This is a genomic window from Paenibacillus sp. B01 (genome assembly GCF_009649995.1).
In the GTDB taxonomy this organism is placed as follows: domain Bacteria; phylum Bacillota; class Bacilli; order Paenibacillales; family Paenibacillaceae; genus Paenibacillus_O; species Paenibacillus_O pasadenensis.
This window is the reverse complement of record NZ_CP045802.1, coordinates 3,005,091-3,024,109: the sequence shown is the minus strand read 5'-3', so window position 1 is coordinate 3,024,109 and position 19,019 is coordinate 3,005,091. Positions and strand designations below refer to the sequence as shown.

The 19,019-nt window shown below is 49.0% G+C and carries 12 protein-coding genes; 11 read left to right on the top strand and 1 reads right to left on the bottom strand.

What is annotated here, in order from left to right:
• The first annotated feature begins 27 nt into the window (after window positions 1–27).
• On the top strand, window positions 28–5,553 hold the full coding sequence (locus GE073_RS13025; RefSeq protein WP_153783617.1) for an S-layer homology domain-containing protein: 5,526 nt from the start codon (window positions 28–30) through the stop codon (window positions 5,551–5,553).
• Between the two features lie 112 nt (window positions 5,554–5,665).
• The gene (locus GE073_RS13020; protein WP_153783616.1) at window positions 5,666–6,637 is read left to right on the top strand and encodes an aldose 1-epimerase; all 972 of its coding nucleotides are present in this window, start codon (window positions 5,666–5,668) and stop codon (window positions 6,635–6,637) included.
• On the opposite strand, the gene GE073_RS13015 is transcribed toward GE073_RS13020, so the two are convergent.
• Complete coding sequence (locus GE073_RS13015; RefSeq protein WP_153783615.1) at window positions 6,634–7,644, bottom strand: LacI family DNA-binding transcriptional regulator; 1,011 nt, start codon at window positions 7,642–7,644, stop codon at window positions 6,634–6,636. The genes GE073_RS13020 and GE073_RS13015 overlap by 4 nt on opposite strands.
• A 226-nt stretch (window positions 7,645–7,870) precedes the next feature.
• Between GE073_RS13015 and GE073_RS13010 the strand changes: the two genes are divergently transcribed.
• The 9 genes from GE073_RS13010 (at window position 7,871) to GE073_RS12970 (ending at window position 18,983) form a co-directional block, all read left to right on the top strand.
• Window positions 7,871–8,353: a hypothetical protein gene (locus tag GE073_RS13010; protein ID WP_153783614.1), complete on the top strand. Its 483-nt coding sequence runs from the start codon at window positions 7,871–7,873 to the stop codon at window positions 8,351–8,353.
• A complete protein-coding gene (locus tag GE073_RS13005) occupies window positions 8,334–9,380 on the top strand; it encodes a CehA/McbA family metallohydrolase (protein ID WP_153783613.1) in 1,047 nt (348 codons plus the stop codon). The genes GE073_RS13010 and GE073_RS13005 overlap by 20 nt, the downstream gene beginning before the upstream one ends.
• On the top strand, window positions 9,362–10,036 hold the full coding sequence (locus tag GE073_RS13000; RefSeq protein WP_153783612.1) for a glycerophosphodiester phosphodiesterase: 675 nt from the start codon (window positions 9,362–9,364) through the stop codon (window positions 10,034–10,036). The genes GE073_RS13005 and GE073_RS13000 overlap by 19 nt, the downstream gene beginning before the upstream one ends.
• Window positions 10,037–10,138: 102 nt before the next feature.
• Window positions 10,139–11,011, top strand: a complete 873-nt coding sequence (locus GE073_RS12995; protein ID WP_228551484.1) for a carbohydrate ABC transporter permease — start codon at window positions 10,139–10,141, stop codon at window positions 11,009–11,011.
• A gap of 17 nt (window positions 11,012–11,028) precedes the next feature.
• Window positions 11,029–11,874, top strand: a complete 846-nt coding sequence (locus GE073_RS12990; protein ID WP_153783610.1) for a carbohydrate ABC transporter permease — start codon at window positions 11,029–11,031, stop codon at window positions 11,872–11,874.
• A 134-nt stretch (window positions 11,875–12,008) separates the two neighbouring features.
• Complete coding sequence (locus GE073_RS12985) at window positions 12,009–13,424, top strand: extracellular solute-binding protein (RefSeq protein ID WP_153783609.1); 1,416 nt, start codon at window positions 12,009–12,011, stop codon at window positions 13,422–13,424.
• A gap of 29 nt (window positions 13,425–13,453) precedes the next feature.
• On the top strand, window positions 13,454–14,359 hold the full coding sequence (locus GE073_RS12980) for a phosphatidylinositol-specific phospholipase C (RefSeq protein ID WP_153783608.1): 906 nt from the start codon (window positions 13,454–13,456) through the stop codon (window positions 14,357–14,359).
• A gap of 247 nt (window positions 14,360–14,606) precedes the next feature.
• Window positions 14,607–15,824, top strand: a complete 1,218-nt coding sequence (locus GE073_RS12975; RefSeq protein WP_228551483.1) for a family 16 glycosylhydrolase — start codon at window positions 14,607–14,609, stop codon at window positions 15,822–15,824.
• Between the two features lie 129 nt (window positions 15,825–15,953).
• Window positions 15,954–18,983, top strand: a complete 3,030-nt coding sequence (locus GE073_RS12970) for a sugar-binding protein (protein ID WP_228551481.1) — start codon at window positions 15,954–15,956, stop codon at window positions 18,981–18,983.
• Window positions 18,984–19,019: the final 36 nt, after the last annotated feature.

Below are 19,019 nucleotides of genomic sequence, written 5' to 3'. Positions count from 1 at the left end.
ACGAATAGAAGGGATGGTGCATCAATTTTGAAAACGTATTCAAAAATTAAACAATGGTTGACCGTCTTTTTGAGTGCGGCCGTACTGACCGTATCTTGTCTCACAGGTGCAGGGGGGGTTAGTTATGCAGATGAGGCAAGCGACGAGCTTCCTGTAAATATTCGAACGGACAAGGCAGATTTCGATACGATACCAGCCGTTGCCGAGCATTACAAAAATAAGTTCGGCAATAATGCGGTGGCGTATTTCAACAGCATTAACGGCGAGAGCCGCGTTCAGCGCATTAACTTTCTGCAATATCCTGATGGACAGTATTTGCAGGTTAATGGTGAAGTAACGCTTGATATTCCTGCTATGAACGCAAAAATATGGCGTCTGTTCGGCGATGTGCGTTTCGAGGGCTCCGTTGCGCAGACGATGAAGCTTTATGTCATTGATCCTGAAGGCGTCGAAACGGAATGGACCGTATTCCAGAACGGTGGCTGGAATGACCGTATAACCGGGCTGTATACGAACTATACGAAGATGGGCTTCCAGGAATCCAATCCTACGGAGGGGATCACCCATCCTTGGCTGATTAAGGATACGAACGGCGATATTATCTACGAAGGCTACAAGATGAAAATCGTCGGTAATGGCACGCTTCGCAGCGTCTATCACTGGGAAGAAGAAGGCGTTCCATTGGAGTTTGATACTTCCGCATGGACCGTTCTTGGAGGAGACAAGGCTATACTGGACGTCTCCGTCGATGTAGATGCGCTGACCAATCTAAGCATGGACGGCGTGAACAAGCTGCCCGAGGAAGTGTTCAAGCGTTATCATGTGAACAGCGGTCCCATCGGCTTAGAGCAAGCCGGGGGCGAATTTACGGTGCTGGACGAGGCGTATCACAGAACGACTCATGATTACGGCTTTACTCCCGGTCGCGGCGCTTTTCATTACACACTGATGACCAGTTGGGCGGGTCTCAAGGAGGATTCGACGCGCCCTGGATATGCCGACTTTACCGCGACGAACCAGGTTTATGCCAAGAGTCAGCCTGCCATAGATAAGTTCGAAGGTCTGTATCCCTCTATTGGCAAGGATTATATGCTGACGCTGGATGGCTGGCCGAGGTGGATGTGGGAGGACCCTGATTCCGGGCAATCGGAGCACTTTGGCACACCGTCCCGCGCCAACTTCGATGCGGCGGCTGATGCGTCAGCCAAGCTGATCAAGAGCATCGATACCAGATTTGACGGGCTGGGTCCCAAATATGTGGAGGTTAAAAACGAGTCAACGATTCCGCAGGAATGGTGGTTCTTCCAATCGGAGCCGGAGCAAGCGTGGAATTACTTGTCGGAGTTCCACAACAAGGTGGCTGAAGAGGTAAAGGCTTTGAATCCGGATGTGCTGGTCGGCGGACCGTCAAGCGCGTTCATGTATCTGGAGAAAAATGATTTCAATGAAGCGCGAGCGCAGCTGAAATTTATGGATGACACAAAGGATTCACTGGATTGGTATTCGCATCACTTCTATGAAAATGCCAATCTGTTCATTCATGACAGAGAAAACAATTCGGATGGCTTCCTGAGTGGACGAATGGAAGCCGTGCTTGACCTGCTCAATGCACATATGGTGAATACAGATAATGTGAAGCCGATCTATATTACAGAAGAAGGCACTTATAATACGGCGGGAAGCGACGCGGACTACTTCCAGAAGCTGGTCGCATATAACGGCTATATGCTCCGTTTTATGAATTACGCCGATACGATTGGTATGCTGGTACCTTATTTGTACCCTATTATTAACTGGCGTCCCAACTCCAATGATACGTTCTACAAATATAATGAGGCACAGAATGGATTATTGGAAGAAATGACGCCAATGGAAGCTTATCTGGATATGTGGAAGGATTACCGCGGCGCGTTCCTTCCGGCTGAAGCGGATCAAGAGCGTGTCTTCACAAATGCGGTTCGCTACAATGACAAGGTATATGTCGCTGTTCACAATCTGAACTCGCAGCGTGTTAACCTGGATCTGAATGTGTTCGCGGGCGACGCCGATATTGCAGGCGTAACGCGCAAACATTTTTTCCTGGAGAAGGGCAAGCTGACCTATGAGGAAGAGAATGTCACGGATCTGGACAATGTGTACATGCGCGTTCAGGAAATGAGCGTATTCGAGATTACGCTGGATTCCAATCCGGCGTTCACCAAAACGTGGGAGAGACAATTTGCATATGCGCCTCAGGAGCTTGTGCCGACGAGCGTAAACGCGCCGGCCTCATTTACGGTTCAAGCAAGGCCTGCGAATCTCGCGAAAGCGACTCTCCGTATTGGCTTCGGCAAGACGGGAAGCGGGTTTGCAGAGGATATGCAAGTGGTTGTCAATTCGGGTGATACGGCCAATATGCAGAGCTTCAGCAAGGATCTGGCCTACACGAACAAGCCTGGCAATCTGCTGACCTTTGCGGAATTTGAGCTGGATGCCAGCAAGCTTCTGGCGAGCAATACCATTGAAATATTGCTCCCGGATGAAGATGGATATATCACAAGCGTACAAATCATCGAGTACCACGAGCAGTCGGCTCCGACAGGCGTCGCTACAAGTGCGCTTGCTGGTCCTATTGCGGACGCTAAGTCGAAGCTTGCGTCGACTATCATTTCGTCCACAGGCAATGAGGTTGAGCCAGGCAAGAGCTGGGTGAAAAAGCAGTACCTAGACACGCTCAATATTGAAGTAACCAAAGCGGAGATTGTTGCACAGGATGCCTTGGCGACAAATGCTGAAGTGACAGAAGCTTTGGCAGACCTAGCCAAGGCGGCTGGTATATTTGATCAATATACAAAAACAAAATCGTCGCCTACCGGCAGTCGAGGGGCCCAATTCTCCTTCGAGGACGGAGAAGCGGCAGCCTATACCCACAATGTAGACGCTGTGACGGTATCGACAGGCGCGCAAGGCGCAACGGACGGCAGCAAGGCGCTTCAAGCGGAGTTTACGACCTTCACTTCTTACGCGTGGGATACGACGGGAACCTACTCAGGCAGCCTTGATTTTACGGCGCCGGAGGAGGGCTGGAGCCTGGGAGCTGCTCCATTCACCTTCGATGTCACGAATCTAAGGGGCTACGCGACACAGCTGCGAGTAGAAATTACGGATACCTCTGATGTGAGAGGCACCTATTATTATACACTTGGGGCAGATGCTTCCCGAAGCATCAGCATTGCCGATTTTGGCGTTGCCGGAGGCACCTGGCTCGGCGACGGCAATTTCCCGAGAAGCGCAGCAATTGATACGGAGAATATTAAAAATATTCGATTGTATGTCTTTTCTCCAACGGCTGCTCCTGTTACGAATGCAGCGCTGGCCTTTGATAATATAGTTATTGGCAGTGCACCGGATCCCGGGCCAGGTCCTGTTAATCCAAACGGTGTGTTCCTATCCTTCGAGGATCAAGAAGAAGTTGTCTACGCGGCTAGCGGCCAAGGGATTACCGCTTCCCGATCGGAACAAGGCGTGACACATGGCAGCAAAGCATTAAATACGGAGTTTACAACCTTCACCGCATACAGCTGGGATACGAGCGGCAAATATTCAGGCAGCATAGACTTCACTGCGCCGGAGGGGGGCTGGAGCCTGGACAACAAGCCGCTTCAATTGGATGTCACGAATCTCGTGAACACAGGAGCACAGCTTCGCGTTGAGGTTACCGACGTTCAGGATCATAGAGGCATTTATTATTTTGCCATTGCGCCCAATCAAGCTCGAACGCTTACGATATCCGAATTTGGGGTCTCTGCGGCTAGCTGGCTGGCAGACGGCTATTTTGCAAGAACGGCGGCAATTGACACAACCAAGCTGAAAGCTATTCGTTTGTATGTATTTGAGCCTACAGCTGTAACCGTGGGCCATGCGAAGCTTGCTTTCGATAACATGATGATAGGCAGCGGGCCGATCCAGCCAACAGATGAGCAGCTGGCAGCCGAAGCGGCCAATACGTTATCGGCAGCCTCGTTAACATTCGCAGAGGGAGACACAGCGCAAGCCGTAACAGGAGCTATTTCATTGCCGTCTGCTGGCCTGCATGGAGCAAGCGTGGCATGGGCTTCCAGCCATCCATCGACAGTGGCGGCTAACGGGACGGTTGTTCGACCTCAGCATGGAAGCGGGAATCAGATTGTGACACTGACGGCTACCGTCACTATTGGAGAGGCAAGCGCAACCAAGGCCATTACAGTAACTGTGCTGGAGCAGGCTGCGACTCCTCCTCCGCCAATCATTCATGTACCCGTGCCAACAGCTCCACCAGCAGCCAGCGCTGAGGTTCTCGTGGATGGCAAGAAGCTGGACAAAATAGCAAGCGCGGTTACCGCGACCGAGGCGGGGCGCAAGGTGACAACGATTACGGTCGACCAGCAGCTGCTTAAGAATAGTCTGAGCACTATAGCGAATAACGCTGTTCTTACCATTCCTGACGCGAGCGGCTCCCCTGTTGTGAATGGCAAGCTTAATGGCGCGATCGTTAAGGATCTGCAGCAGAAAAATGTGGCGCTTGAGCTTCGAACAGCTGCTGCCTCCTATAAGCTCCCTCTTGAGGAGTTTCAAATGGATGATATTATTAAGGAGCTGGGCTCTGATGTGTTGCTGGAGGATCTAATCATCAATATAAAGATTAGTCAAGCCGATGAAGAAACCCGGCAGGTGCTGGAGCAGTCGGCTGAGCAAGACGGATTTACGGTAGTGGCCGCTCCTGTAGAGTTCCATATTACCTACACTTACAAGGATCAGACAAAAGAAATTAGCACATTCAACTCCTTCGTGGAAAGAACGATCCTTATTCCGGAAGGCGTGGATACCAATGAGATCACCACGGGGGTAGTAGTGGAAGAGGATGGAACTGTTAGAGGGATTCCAACTAAAGTGGTGGGACAGAATGGCAGCTATTATGCTGTGATGAATAGCTTGACGAACAGCACCTACGCGGTGATCTGGAATCCTGTGGTTTTCCAGGATGTATCCGGTCATTGGGCGGAGCAGGCTGTGAATGACTTAGGCTCCAGATTGATCATAGCTGGGGTTGACGGCAATCGCTTTGAGCCGGATCGTTCCATCACCCGCGCCGAGTTTGCCGCAGTTCTGGTAAGAGCTCTGGGACTTCAGGCAGAGGCAGGAGAGTCGGCGTATTCCGATGTTGCCCAAGGCAGCTGGTATGAAGCCTATCTCCATACGGCGACAGCGTATGGCTTGATTAACGGCTATGACAATGGTGAATTCAAACCTCATGATCTTATCACGCGCGAACAGGTGATGAGCATCATGGAACGAGCTATGGCGCTAACGGGGCTTGATTCTGCAGCCGAGATGATAGAAGCGGATGAGCTGCTGTCCAGCTTCAAGGATGGCGACGAGGCGGCAGCCTACGCCAAGAGCGGTATTGCAGCCAGCATTAAGGCAGGTCTCGTGCTGGGCAGAAGCGAGCAAATGCTTGCTCCGAAAGCAGCTATCACCAGAGCAGAAGTCGCGGAGGTTGTTAGTAGACTTCTGGAGCAATCTAACTTAATCTAATCAGTATAGAACTTTTTGAACTTAGATTATTAGAGAGTTATTTTTTGGAGAGACCTCTTTATAGAGGTCTCTTGCATGTTAGGAAGAGATTGGGAAGAGAGGGCGAGGAAGTATGAATCCATATGAAGTTATTTGTAAAGTCCAGGATGGATATTCGGTTGTCGAACTGAGGGATATTGAGCGTGGAGATTTTGCTCAGCTTGTGCCGGAGGTTGGCGGGAATCTGATTCGGTTTCATTCGTCTGGAAGAGAGCTGTTAGCTGCGCCGGGCTCTATTCATGATTTGAGAGCAGGTGAAACGATGTATGGCACGCCGATTCTATTCCCTCCTAATCGAGTGCAAGGCGGAAGCTTTACATTCAAGGGACGATCCTATCAGCTGCCTATCAATGAGCAGCCGGATCGCCATCTGCATGGCGAGCTGGCGCGCAGAAGCTGGGAGGTCGTGGAATGGGGAGGAACGGAAGCACAAGGCGCTTATGTTGTTCTTCGGTTTCGTTATGCGGATCATGAGGATATGCTGGCTTACTTCCCGCATCCTCTCATATTCAACGTGACCATATCCCTGCTGGGTGGACGTCTCCGACTGGACGGCGCCATCGTCAATGAGGGCGAGGACGAGGCACCGTTCGCCTTCGGCCTTCATCCTTACTTCAATCTGCCAGGCGAACAAGCCCTGTTGCAAGCTCCGGCGGCCAAGGAATGGCCAATCTCAAGCTTCACCTTCATTGAGGGTGCCCCAGCCGATACCGAACGTGCGGGAGAGCTGCGCGGAGGGCTTCCGCTGAATCGTATTGCTCCTCTTGGCTCAGCTATGGTGGAGCTTCAGGAGGGTGAGGAGCGTATCTGCCGGCTGCGGATGATAGAAGAAGGCTATACGATCGCCTATTCCATCGGCAACACCTTCCCCTATTTGCTTATTTTCCGTCCCAATTGGTCGGAGTCGATCTGTCTGGAGCCATACTCCTGTCTGACTGACGCCTTCAATCTGCCTTATCCCCCGGAGATGACGGGAGCAAGAGGCCTCGCTCCTGGCGAGCGTGTGACGTTCGAGACTTGTATGTGGGTGGAGGAGTCATCTTAAGCTCTTGGCTTGAAGCTCTCGCGTTCCACTAGCCAATGCTGCAGGATAATGTCCTCTTGAATGATCAAATCTGGATGGACAATCAGCTGGTGAATATACTCAACTGATTTCCTGCCGAGCTCGTCCATTGGCTGCTGCATGGAGGTTATGGATGGACGAACAATCTCAGCAACCGCACTGCCGTCGAAGCCGATAATGGAGATGTCATCAGGAACGCGCAGTCCGTGATCCAGAGCGCCATTAAGCGCACCAACCGCCATATCATCCGTAGCGGCAAAAATAACAGTCGGCAGCTCCTCCTGGCGCAGGAGCTCTTCCATAAGCCTGCGTCCGGAGGAAAGCTTGTAATCACCCAATTTAATGAAGCTTTCATTGCGCTTAATACCATGCTCCTGCAATGCACCCAGATAGCCGCTGTAACGATTACGGCCGGCAGCTATATCCTGCAAGTCCCCGCTAAAATAAGCAATTTTGGTATGCCCCATCCGAATGAGATACTCCGTTGCGTCGAAAGCGGCTCTATAATCGTCAATTCGAACGGACAGGTGGGCATTAGATGGTGCGTTAATACTCGAGAACAGAATGGGCATGTTGGCATTATTGAAGAACGTAATGATTTCGTCATTAAATTTCTGATGCATAATAATGATGCCGTCTATTCGCATCTCCTTAAAAATTTGCAAATATTTCATTTCCTTCTCCAGATTTTCTGCAATATTGCCAACGAGCAGAGTATAACCCAGGGCGCTGGCCGTTTCTTCAATACTCCGTAGAATGGTTGAGAAGAAGTGATTGGTTATATCCGGCACAATAATGCCAATGGTGTTCGTTCTATGTGTCTTCAAGCTGCGGGCAATATGGCTTGGCGAATAATCCAGCTCCTCGATTGCGCGATTCACCTTCTCAAGCAAAGCCTCGCTAATATATTTCTCACCGTTTAATACCCGCGATACGCTCGTCACCGATACTCCCGCCCGTTGCGCGACATCCTTAATGCTTGCTCTCATACTATTCCTCCTTCACTCGATGCTGTTCCCTTTAAAATAGGACAGTATCCCGCAGCCTGTCAACTAAAGGCTATTGTTTTCAATATACAAACCTAAACAAATGCAATTATTTACAATTAATAAAGAAAAAACGTCAATAGAATTAACAAAAGTCCAATAGAATGATCATGTCGCCCGTATGGTAACGATACCATAAATCAATTTGCAGTAAAAGGAGATTGTTAGAATGAATGAGCTGTTAGTTGCAGGGGGTACTTTAACGCCTCTCAGCTCCAAGACACATATCACTTATCAACTTCCAATCATCGGCCAGCTTGCTTCTCTGGAGCTAGAGTTCAGGTATAGTCCCAAGGTGTTGGTGGATCAGGAGGCCGCACAATCTCTGATTATCGAGGCTATCGAGAGATACAATGAACCATCTCATGCAGAGCTGCAGAAGCAGCAATGGGAACGTTATACACCTCTGCAAAACTTATTAACCTTATCCGTAGATGATCCGAACGGATTCCGAGGTTCAGCGCATCGACATTCACCTGAGCAGAAGTATAAAATTGCCGGCTTGGCATCTTCTCCGGGCTTCATCAATGGAGAGCTTCCAGAAGGGCTATGGAGAATTACAATCAGTGTGCATTGTGTAATCACCCCGGACTGCTCTTATCAACTAACTGTAAGGGGAGGATCGCAGCTGTATGAAATGGATACCGTTTGAGCTGCATACCCATACGCCCCACAGCGATGGGAAGCATACACTGCTGGAGATGTGTCGTGAAGCGAAGAGATTAGGTATTCGGGGCATTGCACTCACGGATCACAACACGATGTCGGGCATGTCGGAAGCAAGAGCAGTCCAGGAGGAAACGGATGTGGTGATCCTGCCTGGAATGGAATGGACAACCTTCTACGGACACATGCTGACGATAGGAGCCCCTTATTGCGACTGGCGTGACCTTGGGCCCAAGGATATACATAAAGGTATTAACAGGGTGCATCAGGCAGGAGGCATAGTAGGGATTGCTCATCCGTATAGAATGGGCAGTCCGATCTGTACGGGCTGTCACTGGGAATATGAAGTCAAGGATTGGAACGATGTGGATTACATGGAGGTATGGCATGAGCTGACCCCTTCCCTGAAGCGCCACAATAGTCAAGCGTTGCAGCAATGGACAACGTTGCTGGATGAGGGCTACCGGATTACAGCTACAGCTGGTCGTGATTGGCATCATTCTGCTACTCATAACGAATGGCCCGCCGTCACCTACATTGAATTGCCGGAGGAATGGGAGGACAGTGCTGCAGAGTCGGTGGTTCACGCCATTGCCCAAGGTCGATGCATGCCCAGCATGGGACCGCTGCTCCTAATGGAAGCTGTTATGGGAGAAAGCAGATACAGCGTGGGTGATGAGATTCCTATAAATGAAGATTCGGAGCAGACCGTTACACTTCAAATTCGTATTGTCATGTCTGAATCGTTCGTTCCATACGGGAATGAGCTGTTGGTGACAAGAGTAGTTGTCGAATCCAATAACGGTGTTCTGCTGGATCAACTATGGAACGAGGAGCAGACGCAGATTGCGCAACAAGTCGAGTTGGGGAGTATACGCTGGCTGCGAGCAAAAGCGATGGGGGTCATGCAAGAGGTATATACAACTCTTGTTTTTACTAACCCCATATACGTGAGAATGATGCAGAGTGAAGCTGCAGAAGAGGAGATGTATGGATGCAGAACTATCGAATAATTGCTCATACGGGCTGCGAGGGTACTCCTTACAACTCAATAGCCTCTTGCGAGGCAGGCTATAAAGCCGGAGCTGAGATACTGGAAGTGGATGTTCGTTCAACGAAGGACGGCGTCGCGGCGCTTTATCATGATGATGAGCCGGATGTTGGCGCCTATACTTATGACGAATGGATTGCTGCAGGGAATGGTACAGCTGTCAAGCTGGAGGAAGTGCTCATGCTGTTCCAGGCAAGAGAGGCTGCGTTCAATCTGGACTTGAAGACAAAGGATGCCTATCGGGCGGCAGTCCCGGTTGTGAATAAGCTGAATGCGTGGCATCAGGTATACTTCACCGGCGTTACGGACCATCTTGCCGGAAGCGAGCATGCCAAGCATGTCGTCTGGAACCTCCCCCATCTGTCTATGGAAATGGCAGATGACAAGTATGAAGCGGAAGTAAGTCGATATTGCGAGGAAGCAGTGAAAAGTGGCTTTACCGGCATTAATGCCCATTACGTCTCCTGTCGCGCATCCCTGATTCGTCAAGCGAGACAACATCGGCTTATGGTCTGGATCTATACATTGCCGGACGATACAGAGTTAATAGCAGGCTATCTAGACATGGGTGTTGATGCGGTATCACTCCTTAACCCCTCGGTCTGGAGCAAACGTTAATATGGATAATCATTTCTTGGTAGAAAAGGAGGGAGGACGGGGCTGCCCCGTCCATCCAATATGTCTCTAGTGAATGTAAGCAATGCAAGAACAAGGGTCCCAGTGAAGCGGCTTATAGCTGCAAGACGAGAATCATATGCCGTATGGTACGTGTTTTTGCTCCCGACACTGCTCGGCATACTGTTCTTCACCGTATACCCGCTGCTTGAATCACTTCGTCTCAGCTTTACCAGAGGTGTCGAGGAGCGTTTCGTTGGGACGGACAATTATACCGATGTGCTTACCTCAGATACGTTCTGGTATGCGGTCTACAATACCTTATACATTACAATCTTTCAGTTAATATTTGCTATTCCTTTGGGGTTTGTACTTGCTTGCCTCATTAATAGCCTGCGTCGTTCAAGCCATTTCTTCAAGGTGCTGTTCTATATTCCCAATACCACCTCGATGGTGGCGGCGGCAACCGTCTTTGTTGCGATTCTTCATCCCGACGGTCCTCTGAATTATGCCCTGGAGCTGCTTGGCATGGAGAAGGTGGTGTGGCTCTCCCAGCCCGTTTCCGCCAAGTGGGGCGCTATCATTCTATCCGTATGGCATTGGTTAGGCTTCGTTATTATTATATGTCTTGCGAATTTACAGGCAATCCCAATTGAATATTACGAGGCCTCATCTATTGACGGTGCTACACGATTGCAGCAGTGGTGGCTCATTACGATACCAAACATGCTGGGCAGTCTGGCTCTACTTTGCATACTGGGCTGGATCGGCGGCCTTCAACGTTTTGCAGACGTCTTCATGCTGGGTGGCTTGCAGGGCAGCCCTGCGCGCTCGCTCCACACAGTGGTCGGCTTTATATTTGAGAGGGGCTTTGGCGGCAATGAATACGGTATAGCTTCGGCAGCCGCCTATATATTGTTCCTCGTTATTCTCGTATTCACCTATTTCAACATAAAGCTCCTCCGAATGAAAATATAGAAGGCAGGTCATATTCTATGCTTAGCTTTAACAAAAGAGATGCAGCGACCAAAGCCGTGATTACGATTCTGCTGTCGGCTATTGGATGTATAATGATTTACCCGTTTCTCTGGATGATCAGCGTCAGTCTGGAGAGAACGGCCAACGTAGCGCTGCCCTTCCCGCCGCGCTTCATACCGGAGTTGTTCTCATGGTTCAACTATGGTCTGGTGTTCGAGAATAATGCTCTGTTCCTGGCATATGGAAATTCAGCTTTTCTTGCCTGTGTTCATGTTGCGATGAGTGTCGCCTCGGCTTTGCTGGGGGGCTACGCGTTCTCGCGAGGCAGCTTTAAGGGCAAGCGAATCCTTTATATCGCTGTGCTTGCCACAATGATGATTCCATTCGAGACGAGACTCATTCCAATGTTCACCATGTTTAATGACCTAGGTCTTATTAATACGAAGTATCCTCTTATTTTACCGTCCATAATTGATGCCTTAGGACTTGTGCTGGCCAAGCAGTATTTCGATCAGCTGCCTGAAGGTCTGAGAGAATCTGCCAAGATGGATGGGGCAGGCGAATTCAAGACGTATTTCTTTATCTTTGTGCCCTTAACGGGTCCCATTACGGCCACACTTGCCATTCTTGCCTTTCAGGAGAGCTGGAATTCGTTTATATGGCCGCTCGTCGTCATTAACGATCAACACCTCAAGACAGTTCCTTTGTTTTTATCCAGCTTCTCGGCAGAGAACGGGGACAGACTTGCGGGTGTTACGATGGCCCTGACTGCCATGAGTATTATGCCGATTCTTCTAGTGTTTATCTTTTTCCAGAAATATATTATTCGGAGCGTGGCATTAAGCGGTCTGAAGGGAGAGTGATAGGATAGGGAGAGAAACAGAATAGAGAGAGAGACAGAATAGAGAGAAGCCAGATTAAGAGAACAGCTGTAGTGCCATATTGTTGCGAGAGTTAAATGGAGAGTATAAAAAGAAAAATGGAGGCTAAACCAGCTATGCTTAAAGCAAATCCGAAAATGTTCGTTTGTACTTTATTTCTACTTTTTTCCTTAGCACTAAGCGCATGCAGCGGGAACGGAGGGGCTAATGCGCCCGGCTCTACAAACCAAGTTGACGGAGGTCATGCAGACCGTTCGCCGACTGATGATGCCGGCACATCGAATACCCAGCTTACAGGCACGCTTAAAGTGCAGATGATCGGAGACTTCTCCGTGGAAGACAAGACTGATGCCATTACAGGCCAGAAGTCCAAGGGCATTAAAGTATTAAAGGATGAGTTCGAGAAGCGTTACCCCGGCACGACTGTCGAATTCGTATTAATGGGCTGGGATAACTACAATGAGAAGACCCAGACCATGCTGCAGTCGAATGCTGCAGATGTCTACCAGGTACCGGGTATCGCCAAGTTTGCGGAGCAAGGCTTATTGGAGCCGCTGAAGCCTTTTATAGAAAGAGACAGCTTCGACTTAAGCATTTACCTCAATGGTCAGGTAGATGGATGGCGAGCAATGGGACCTAATGATCAAGAACCCGAAATTTATAGCCTTCCTTATATCGGCGATGCTCGGCTAATCGTGTATGATACGAAGCTATTCGACGATTGGGGAGTGCCGTATCTGTCTGAATCGCCAACGATTGACGAAATATTGGAAAAAGCAAAGTTAATGACGGGGACGAATCCTAAGACGGGCGAACAAAACTATGGCTTAACCTTTAATGGCAAGGATGCGGCAGACACAATCATGAACGTAAATGAAGCCAAGGGCGGCCAGTGGGGAAGCGGCTTCTTGTGGAAAGAAATGACGTTGGAGTTCGATACACCATCGATGGTGGAATCGGCAGAATGGTTGAGGGAAGCGATGCAATACGCACCGGAAGGCGTGCTTGTTAACCAAGGCGCAGAAAATTTCTTGAATGTGAACAACAACATTGCCATTAATCTGCGTGCTGCACCAGGCTTTGTTAATACAATTGAAGCATTTGGCACAAAGGACCGTTACCAGGCCTCGCTCTTGTTCAAGCATCCAGAGAATGGCATGGGCGGTATGTTCGCTGGAAGTCCTTTTGCAATCGGAACAACAAGCTCGAACAAGGAGCTTGCTTGGGAATGGTTGAAATTCAGCGGCTCTGAATTTTTCCAGGAATATATGTGGACGGAGCAACGCTCCCAGAGTATGCCTGTTATTAAGTCAGCAGCTAACTGGGATTCGGTAAAAGAAATTCCTCAGATGGATATTATTCTGAAGCAGATGAGCCAGCTATGGGCCCCGCGCTATCCATACCGTTCAGGACAGCCAAGGTATATTCTGTCTGAGCATGTTGAACGTATTCTCTTGGGTGAGGTGCCAGCTGCTGAAGGCTTGAAGAAAGCGCAAGAAGAGTCGAGCAAATGGGTTAAGGATCAGATATAAACTAGTGATATAGGAAGGCGGAGTGTTCCATGGTAAAGAAAGCTTCTATGCTGCTTGTGCTGCTCGCTATGCTCGTAACGTCCTTTGCAAGCCCATCCTTCGCATACACGAGCAACAACTGGATGGGATCGATTGGGAATACGACCTCATTGGCCTCGCTGTCGATTCCAGGCACCCATGATTCGGGAGCCTTGTATGAGCCGATTTATGGCACGGCCAAAAATCAGGATCTTACTATTGCTCAGCAGCTGTCTATCGGAGTGCGGTATCTGGACATTCGTACAAGACATTTCCAGAATGGCTTCACCATTCATCATGGATCCGTGTATCAGAATCAGAACTTCGACGACGTGTTGAATGCGGTCTTAGCCTTCCTGAACAATAACCCTACAGAAACGGTGATCATGAGCGTAAAGGAAGAGCACACGGCAGCAGAAAATACACGCTCCTTCGAAGAAACCTTCAATGCGTACGTTAGCAAAAATCCAAGCAAGTGGGTCATGACGGACCATGTTCCGACTCTTGGAGAAGCCAGAGGGAAGATCGTGCTGTTGAGAAGATTTCCTGCCGCACAGCTCCCTAAAGGCATAGATGCTACGGCTTGGCAAGAGAACACAACCTTCACGATTAAGAAGAGTGCCAATCTGAAAATCCAAGACTATTATAAGGTAACGGATAAGAGCAAAAAGTGGAATGATATTCAGAGTATGTATAATGAAGCGAAAACAAGTAATCCGACCTGGCTCTATATTAACTATACCAGCGGGTACAAGCCAGGCTTGTTCGGTATTCCGAATATTCGTGAAATCAAGGATGATATCAATCCTAAAGTAACCAGCTTTTTCACGACTAATACCAAAGGCCGCTTCGGCATTTCGGCAATGGACTTTATTACGAGCGACCATGCTTCTAAAATTATAGCAACCAATTTTTAGCGCTTGATGCGTGGATTTGCGAGAGGCCTCTATGTGGAGGCCTCTTTCACATTCATTTCTGTAATAAATATGCTTCACTAACTTGATTCAACTCCGTTGTCCATGAGTAGTAGTTATCCTGCTATTACTAGTCGAAATGTTAATTATGGAGGCGTGTTGATTCCTTTACAATAGATTACATAAACATAGAAACGAGGTGATTGAATTAAAGTAAGCGCTTACCATAAAAATGAATGGAGTGATGACGATGACAAAAATGTTGAAGGGAAAGATTGTTTTCTGGCTTTTAATTTTGGTGATATGCACTGCTCCCGCCAGCTTCGGCATTCAATCCTCTCAAGCTGCGGTAGCGTGGCCGGCTTCCGATCCCGGCAATACGGGAGGTTGGATTGTAAACGAGACGTTTAGCGATGAATTCAACGGTTCGTCACTAAACACAACGAAATGGTTCAATGAACATACGTATTGGAGTGGGCGCAATCCCTCCCAGTTCGATCCATCGAATGTCTGGATAAGCAATGGAACGGCAAAGCTTCACACAAAAAATGAAAACTTAATTAAGAATGGAAGCTTTGAAACCGGTAATCTGTCCAATTGGTCTGCTTGGGGTTCAGGGACGAAATCAGCATCTGTCTCAGCCCAATATCGCGACCTATATGGCGTGGTCATTAATGGTCAAGGCGCTGTCCAGCAAATCATTACAGGTCTGCAGCCCAATACGACCTACAAGCTTTCGGCATGGTTAAAAAAGGGATCGGGCAGCAAAGTGAATGTAGGCGTTAAAAATTATGGGGGCATTGAAAAGTTGAAAGAAGTAACCAGTTCAAGCTGGACGCTGGGTACTGTGGAGTTCACGACGGGCTCAACAAATACCAGCGCTGAGGTATACGTATACAACGTCGGAGGAAGCGGTGTGGTCTACGGAGATGAAGTATCTGTTGTCCGAAAGGTAAACACAGCATCTGGAAAAACGATGCTAAGTGATAATTATATTACATCAGCGGTCATTCAATCCAAGACAAAAGCGCCTTACGGCTATTATGAGGTCAGGATGAAAGCGGCAGACGCTTCGCATACAAGCTCTTTCTGGCTGCAGGGTAATTATTCGGAGATTGATGTTGTTGAAGCGGTAGGTAACGCAACGAGGAACGTCCATAAGGATACGATCATGCCAACTAACACTCATGATTTTCGTAATGGCTGGGCTAGTGATATTGCAGATCCTTTCGACTATCAAACGAACGTCAGGCTAGCAGGAAATTACCATACGTATGGTGTGGAGTGGAACCAAACTCAAATTAAATGGTATTTTGACGGCCAATTAATTCGTACAAAGTCGAATTCATTTATTTACGAGAATCAATACATTTTTTTGGATACCGAAATATTTGAATGGGACGGCCTTCCGGGAGATAGCTTGAATTCCATCTTCGAGGTGGATTATATCCGTGCCTGGCACAAATAACAATGAAAAGGTGAACAATATATGACAAACCGGGGTAATGCAGCGATTCATTCCGTAATAGCTATTGTATTATTTCTTAGTCTATTGTGGATGCCTGCTTCACAGGCTGAAGCGGAGGAGACGAGCAGGGTGAATGCGTTTGAGAATGGGAGCTTTGAATCGGGCCAGCTGCCTGTCCGATATTCCAAATGGGGAAGTGGTTCGGCAACTGTTATGACGGAGTATGCCTATACCGGAACCTACGCGCTTGTGTATTCTGGTCAAGGCGCGATTGAATTTCCGGTGTCTGGTCTACAATCCAATACTGAATACAAGGTAGCTGTGTATGCCAAGCTGGGGACTAGCGCTGGAGCCACTCTTGGGGTTAAGGAGCACAACGGTGCTGAGGAGAGCTATATCCCTATTCAAGGGACAACATACGGCTTATACGAAGTGAGCTTCCAGACAGGCGCTGTAGAAACTTCCGCAAAGGTCTATCTGTATAACGAAAGCGGTTCCGGTACAGTCTACGCCGATGACTTTGAGCTGCTGGTTGAAGTACTGCCGCCTCCGGTCATTAACGAGAATATAGTTGATAATTCCATCTATCCGTTATCCGATTCGGACAATGTCCGAAGCTGGAAGTACAGCCTGGATTATTCCGATGAATTCGGGGGCGCAGCTCTAGACACGAATAAATGGAACGATCATCATACGTACTGGTTAGGCAGGCAGCCCTCGATCTTCTCGCCGCGCAACATCAGGCAAGAGAACGGTCAATTAATATTGACAGCCAAATATGAAACGATACCTGAGATGGCGGAAGCCAATGCGAAGCTTGGCCCCAATAGCCCGCAGTATGAGAAATACACGACTGCTGCTGTCCAGTCCAAAACAAAAACGGGCTATGGATACTATGAAATTAAAGCAAAAGCCGCACCTGTCTCGATTACGAGCTCCTTCTGGTTGCAGGGCAACGAGACGGAAATAGATGTGTATGAAACGGTAGGACGATCAACCGTCAATCCAGACAGCGGATATGAAATGCCTATGAATACACATTATTACGCTGGAGGGGACTGGACCAAGGATATCTCTAACCCTGGCGTCTACCATTCAAAGGATGATCTGACGGCAGATTTCCATGTGTACGGGCTAGATTGGAATGCCAAGTGGATCCGTTTCTATTATGATGGCGTATTGGTTCGTGAAATTCGGAATGATGTTTTCCACGAGAATCAATATATATTTATGGATATGGAAACGTTTACGTGGGCGGGACTCCCGTCGGAAGCGTCCATGGCGAGTCCAAACGGAGAATATGTCATCGAATATGTGAGGGTCTGGCGGTCTAACGAGCCCGTGTCGGATGAGCCGGAGATGGAGCTGCCGCCGGTTAAGGAAGCGGAAGCGCTTCGCGGCACACCTGCGCTGAACGCTTCAAGTCCAGATCCGTTGTGGAGCCAAGCGAAGGAAATCGGTTCTTTGCGTGTGAAAGGCGGGAGCACCTCGATCACAGCAATCGCGAAGACACTGTGGGATGATCGCTTTCTGTATATACGAACGGAAGTGAAGGACGCCGATCTTACGGGAACCGAACCCAACGAGACGTACAAGAACGATTCCGTTGAAGTGTATGTGGATGGCGGCAATGAGAAAGCCAAGCCCTATGACGGGAACGATATCAAGTGGAATGTGGATTACATGGGCCGCAGCTCCGGCATCAACGTACCTGAAGGCGCTCAACAATCTGTTCATCGGACCAATGATGGTTACGTTGTAGAGATGGCTGTCCCGTGGATGTCCATCGTTAGGCCAGCGGGCTCAACGATCGGTTTTGATATACAAGTGAATGATGCGAGACAGCCCTCCGGGGTGAGACAAGGATATTTGGGCTGGAACGATCCGCTTGATCAAGTATGGCAGAACATGGGGATGACGGGTGATTTGAAGCTAAGCTCAGTCGCGGCAAATGTGCCGCCGGTATATACCTATGTGCCGTCTCCCGTTCCAGATCTAGTCAAGTTGACCATGAACGGACAGTTGATCTCAGGTGGAACGGTTGTGAAATCCCTGATTGAAGGTCAATCGGCAGCAACAGTCTATCCCGACCGAAAGGGATTATTGAAGGTCTTGAATTCACTTGATGAAAAGGCGGTTGTATCAATCGAGGTCAACGAAAGCGCAGATATTGTGATTGGGCAATTTGATGGTTCATTGTTAACCGCTTTGGCCGACAAGCAAGCGATCCTTGCTTTCGAAACAAATATGGCAAGCTATAGGCTGCCTGTTCGGCAAGTCATCGCATCAGAGAGCTGGAAATCCATCCTTGAGCAGTCGGACTCGGGAGATATAGACCTGGCTGAGGTTCAGGTGCAGCTGCGGATTGGGAAGCCGACAGAGGAAGAGAAACGAAGGGTCGTAATTGCAACGGATGCTCAGTCTTTAAAGTCGATCGGTGAGCCCATCTCATTTGTCATTCAAGTGATGTATGGCACCCAAGTCATTGAGCTTACATCCTTCGACGCCTATGTAGAGCGAATCATGCCATTGCCGAGTGGGCTTGATCCGGCGCAAGTAGCTACTGCCGTCGTTGTGGAGCCGGATGGCAGCGTCCGTCATGTGCCCACGAGCATGGTATCCCTGGAAGGGAAGTGGCATGCTAGCATCAGAAGCTTGACCAACAGTATGTATACACTTGTCGGGCATGAAGTACGACTGCTCGATATCAAGCAATCCGGGGCTGAAGAAATCATTCGCAGGCTTGCCGCTCGAACGATTGTAAGAGGGCTGCCGGATGGAACGTTCCGACCGGAAGGGCAGATTACCCGCGCTGAATTTACCGCTATGCTGGTGCGGGCGCTTGGACTGAGACTGGAGTCGAACCAACAGCCGTTCAAGGATGTCAGTGCATCCAGCTGGTATGGCGCTTACGTCAGTACGGCTCATGAGCATCAATTGATTCGAGGCTATGGGGATCATACGTTCAGACCGATGCAAGTCTTGACCATAGAAGAAGGACTTGAAATGCTGGACAATGCCATCAAGCTGACGGGCGTGGCTGCCCCTAAGACCCAGCCGCCTCTCCAAGATGACGCTCCCGTCTACTTAACCCGAGAAGAGAGCGCGCTCTGGATCCATTGTCTTCTGTCTAAGTATGTGTTAGAAGTCGATATTTGAACATTGCAAGTCGAGATTGCATCTTCTCTCTACAGC

What these genes read in the sequence shown, in the direction of transcription:
- GE073_RS12990 (WP_153783610.1), top strand. Translation starts at nt 11,029, where the DNA reads ATGCTTAGCTTTAACAAAAGAGATGCAGCGACCAAAGCCGTGATTACG.
- GE073_RS12985 (WP_153783609.1), top strand. Translation starts at nt 12,009, where the DNA reads ATGCTTAAAGCAAATCCGAAAATGTTCGTTTGTACTTTATTTCTACTT.
- GE073_RS13015 (WP_153783615.1), bottom strand. Translation starts at nt 7,644, where the DNA reads ATGAGAGCAAGCATTAAGGATGTCGCGCAACGGGCGGGAGTATCGGTG.
- GE073_RS13005 (WP_153783613.1), top strand. Translation starts at nt 8,334, where the DNA reads ATGAAATGGATACCGTTTGAGCTGCATACCCATACGCCCCACAGCGAT.
- GE073_RS12980 (WP_153783608.1), top strand. Translation starts at nt 13,454, where the DNA reads ATGGTAAAGAAAGCTTCTATGCTGCTTGTGCTGCTCGCTATGCTCGTA.
- GE073_RS12975 (WP_228551483.1), top strand. Translation starts at nt 14,607, where the DNA reads ATGACAAAAATGTTGAAGGGAAAGATTGTTTTCTGGCTTTTAATTTTG.
- GE073_RS13010 (WP_153783614.1), top strand. Translation starts at nt 7,871, where the DNA reads ATGAATGAGCTGTTAGTTGCAGGGGGTACTTTAACGCCTCTCAGCTCC.
- GE073_RS13020 (WP_153783616.1), top strand. Translation starts at nt 5,666, where the DNA reads ATGAATCCATATGAAGTTATTTGTAAAGTCCAGGATGGATATTCGGTT.
- GE073_RS13000 (WP_153783612.1), top strand. Translation starts at nt 9,362, where the DNA reads ATGCAGAACTATCGAATAATTGCTCATACGGGCTGCGAGGGTACTCCT.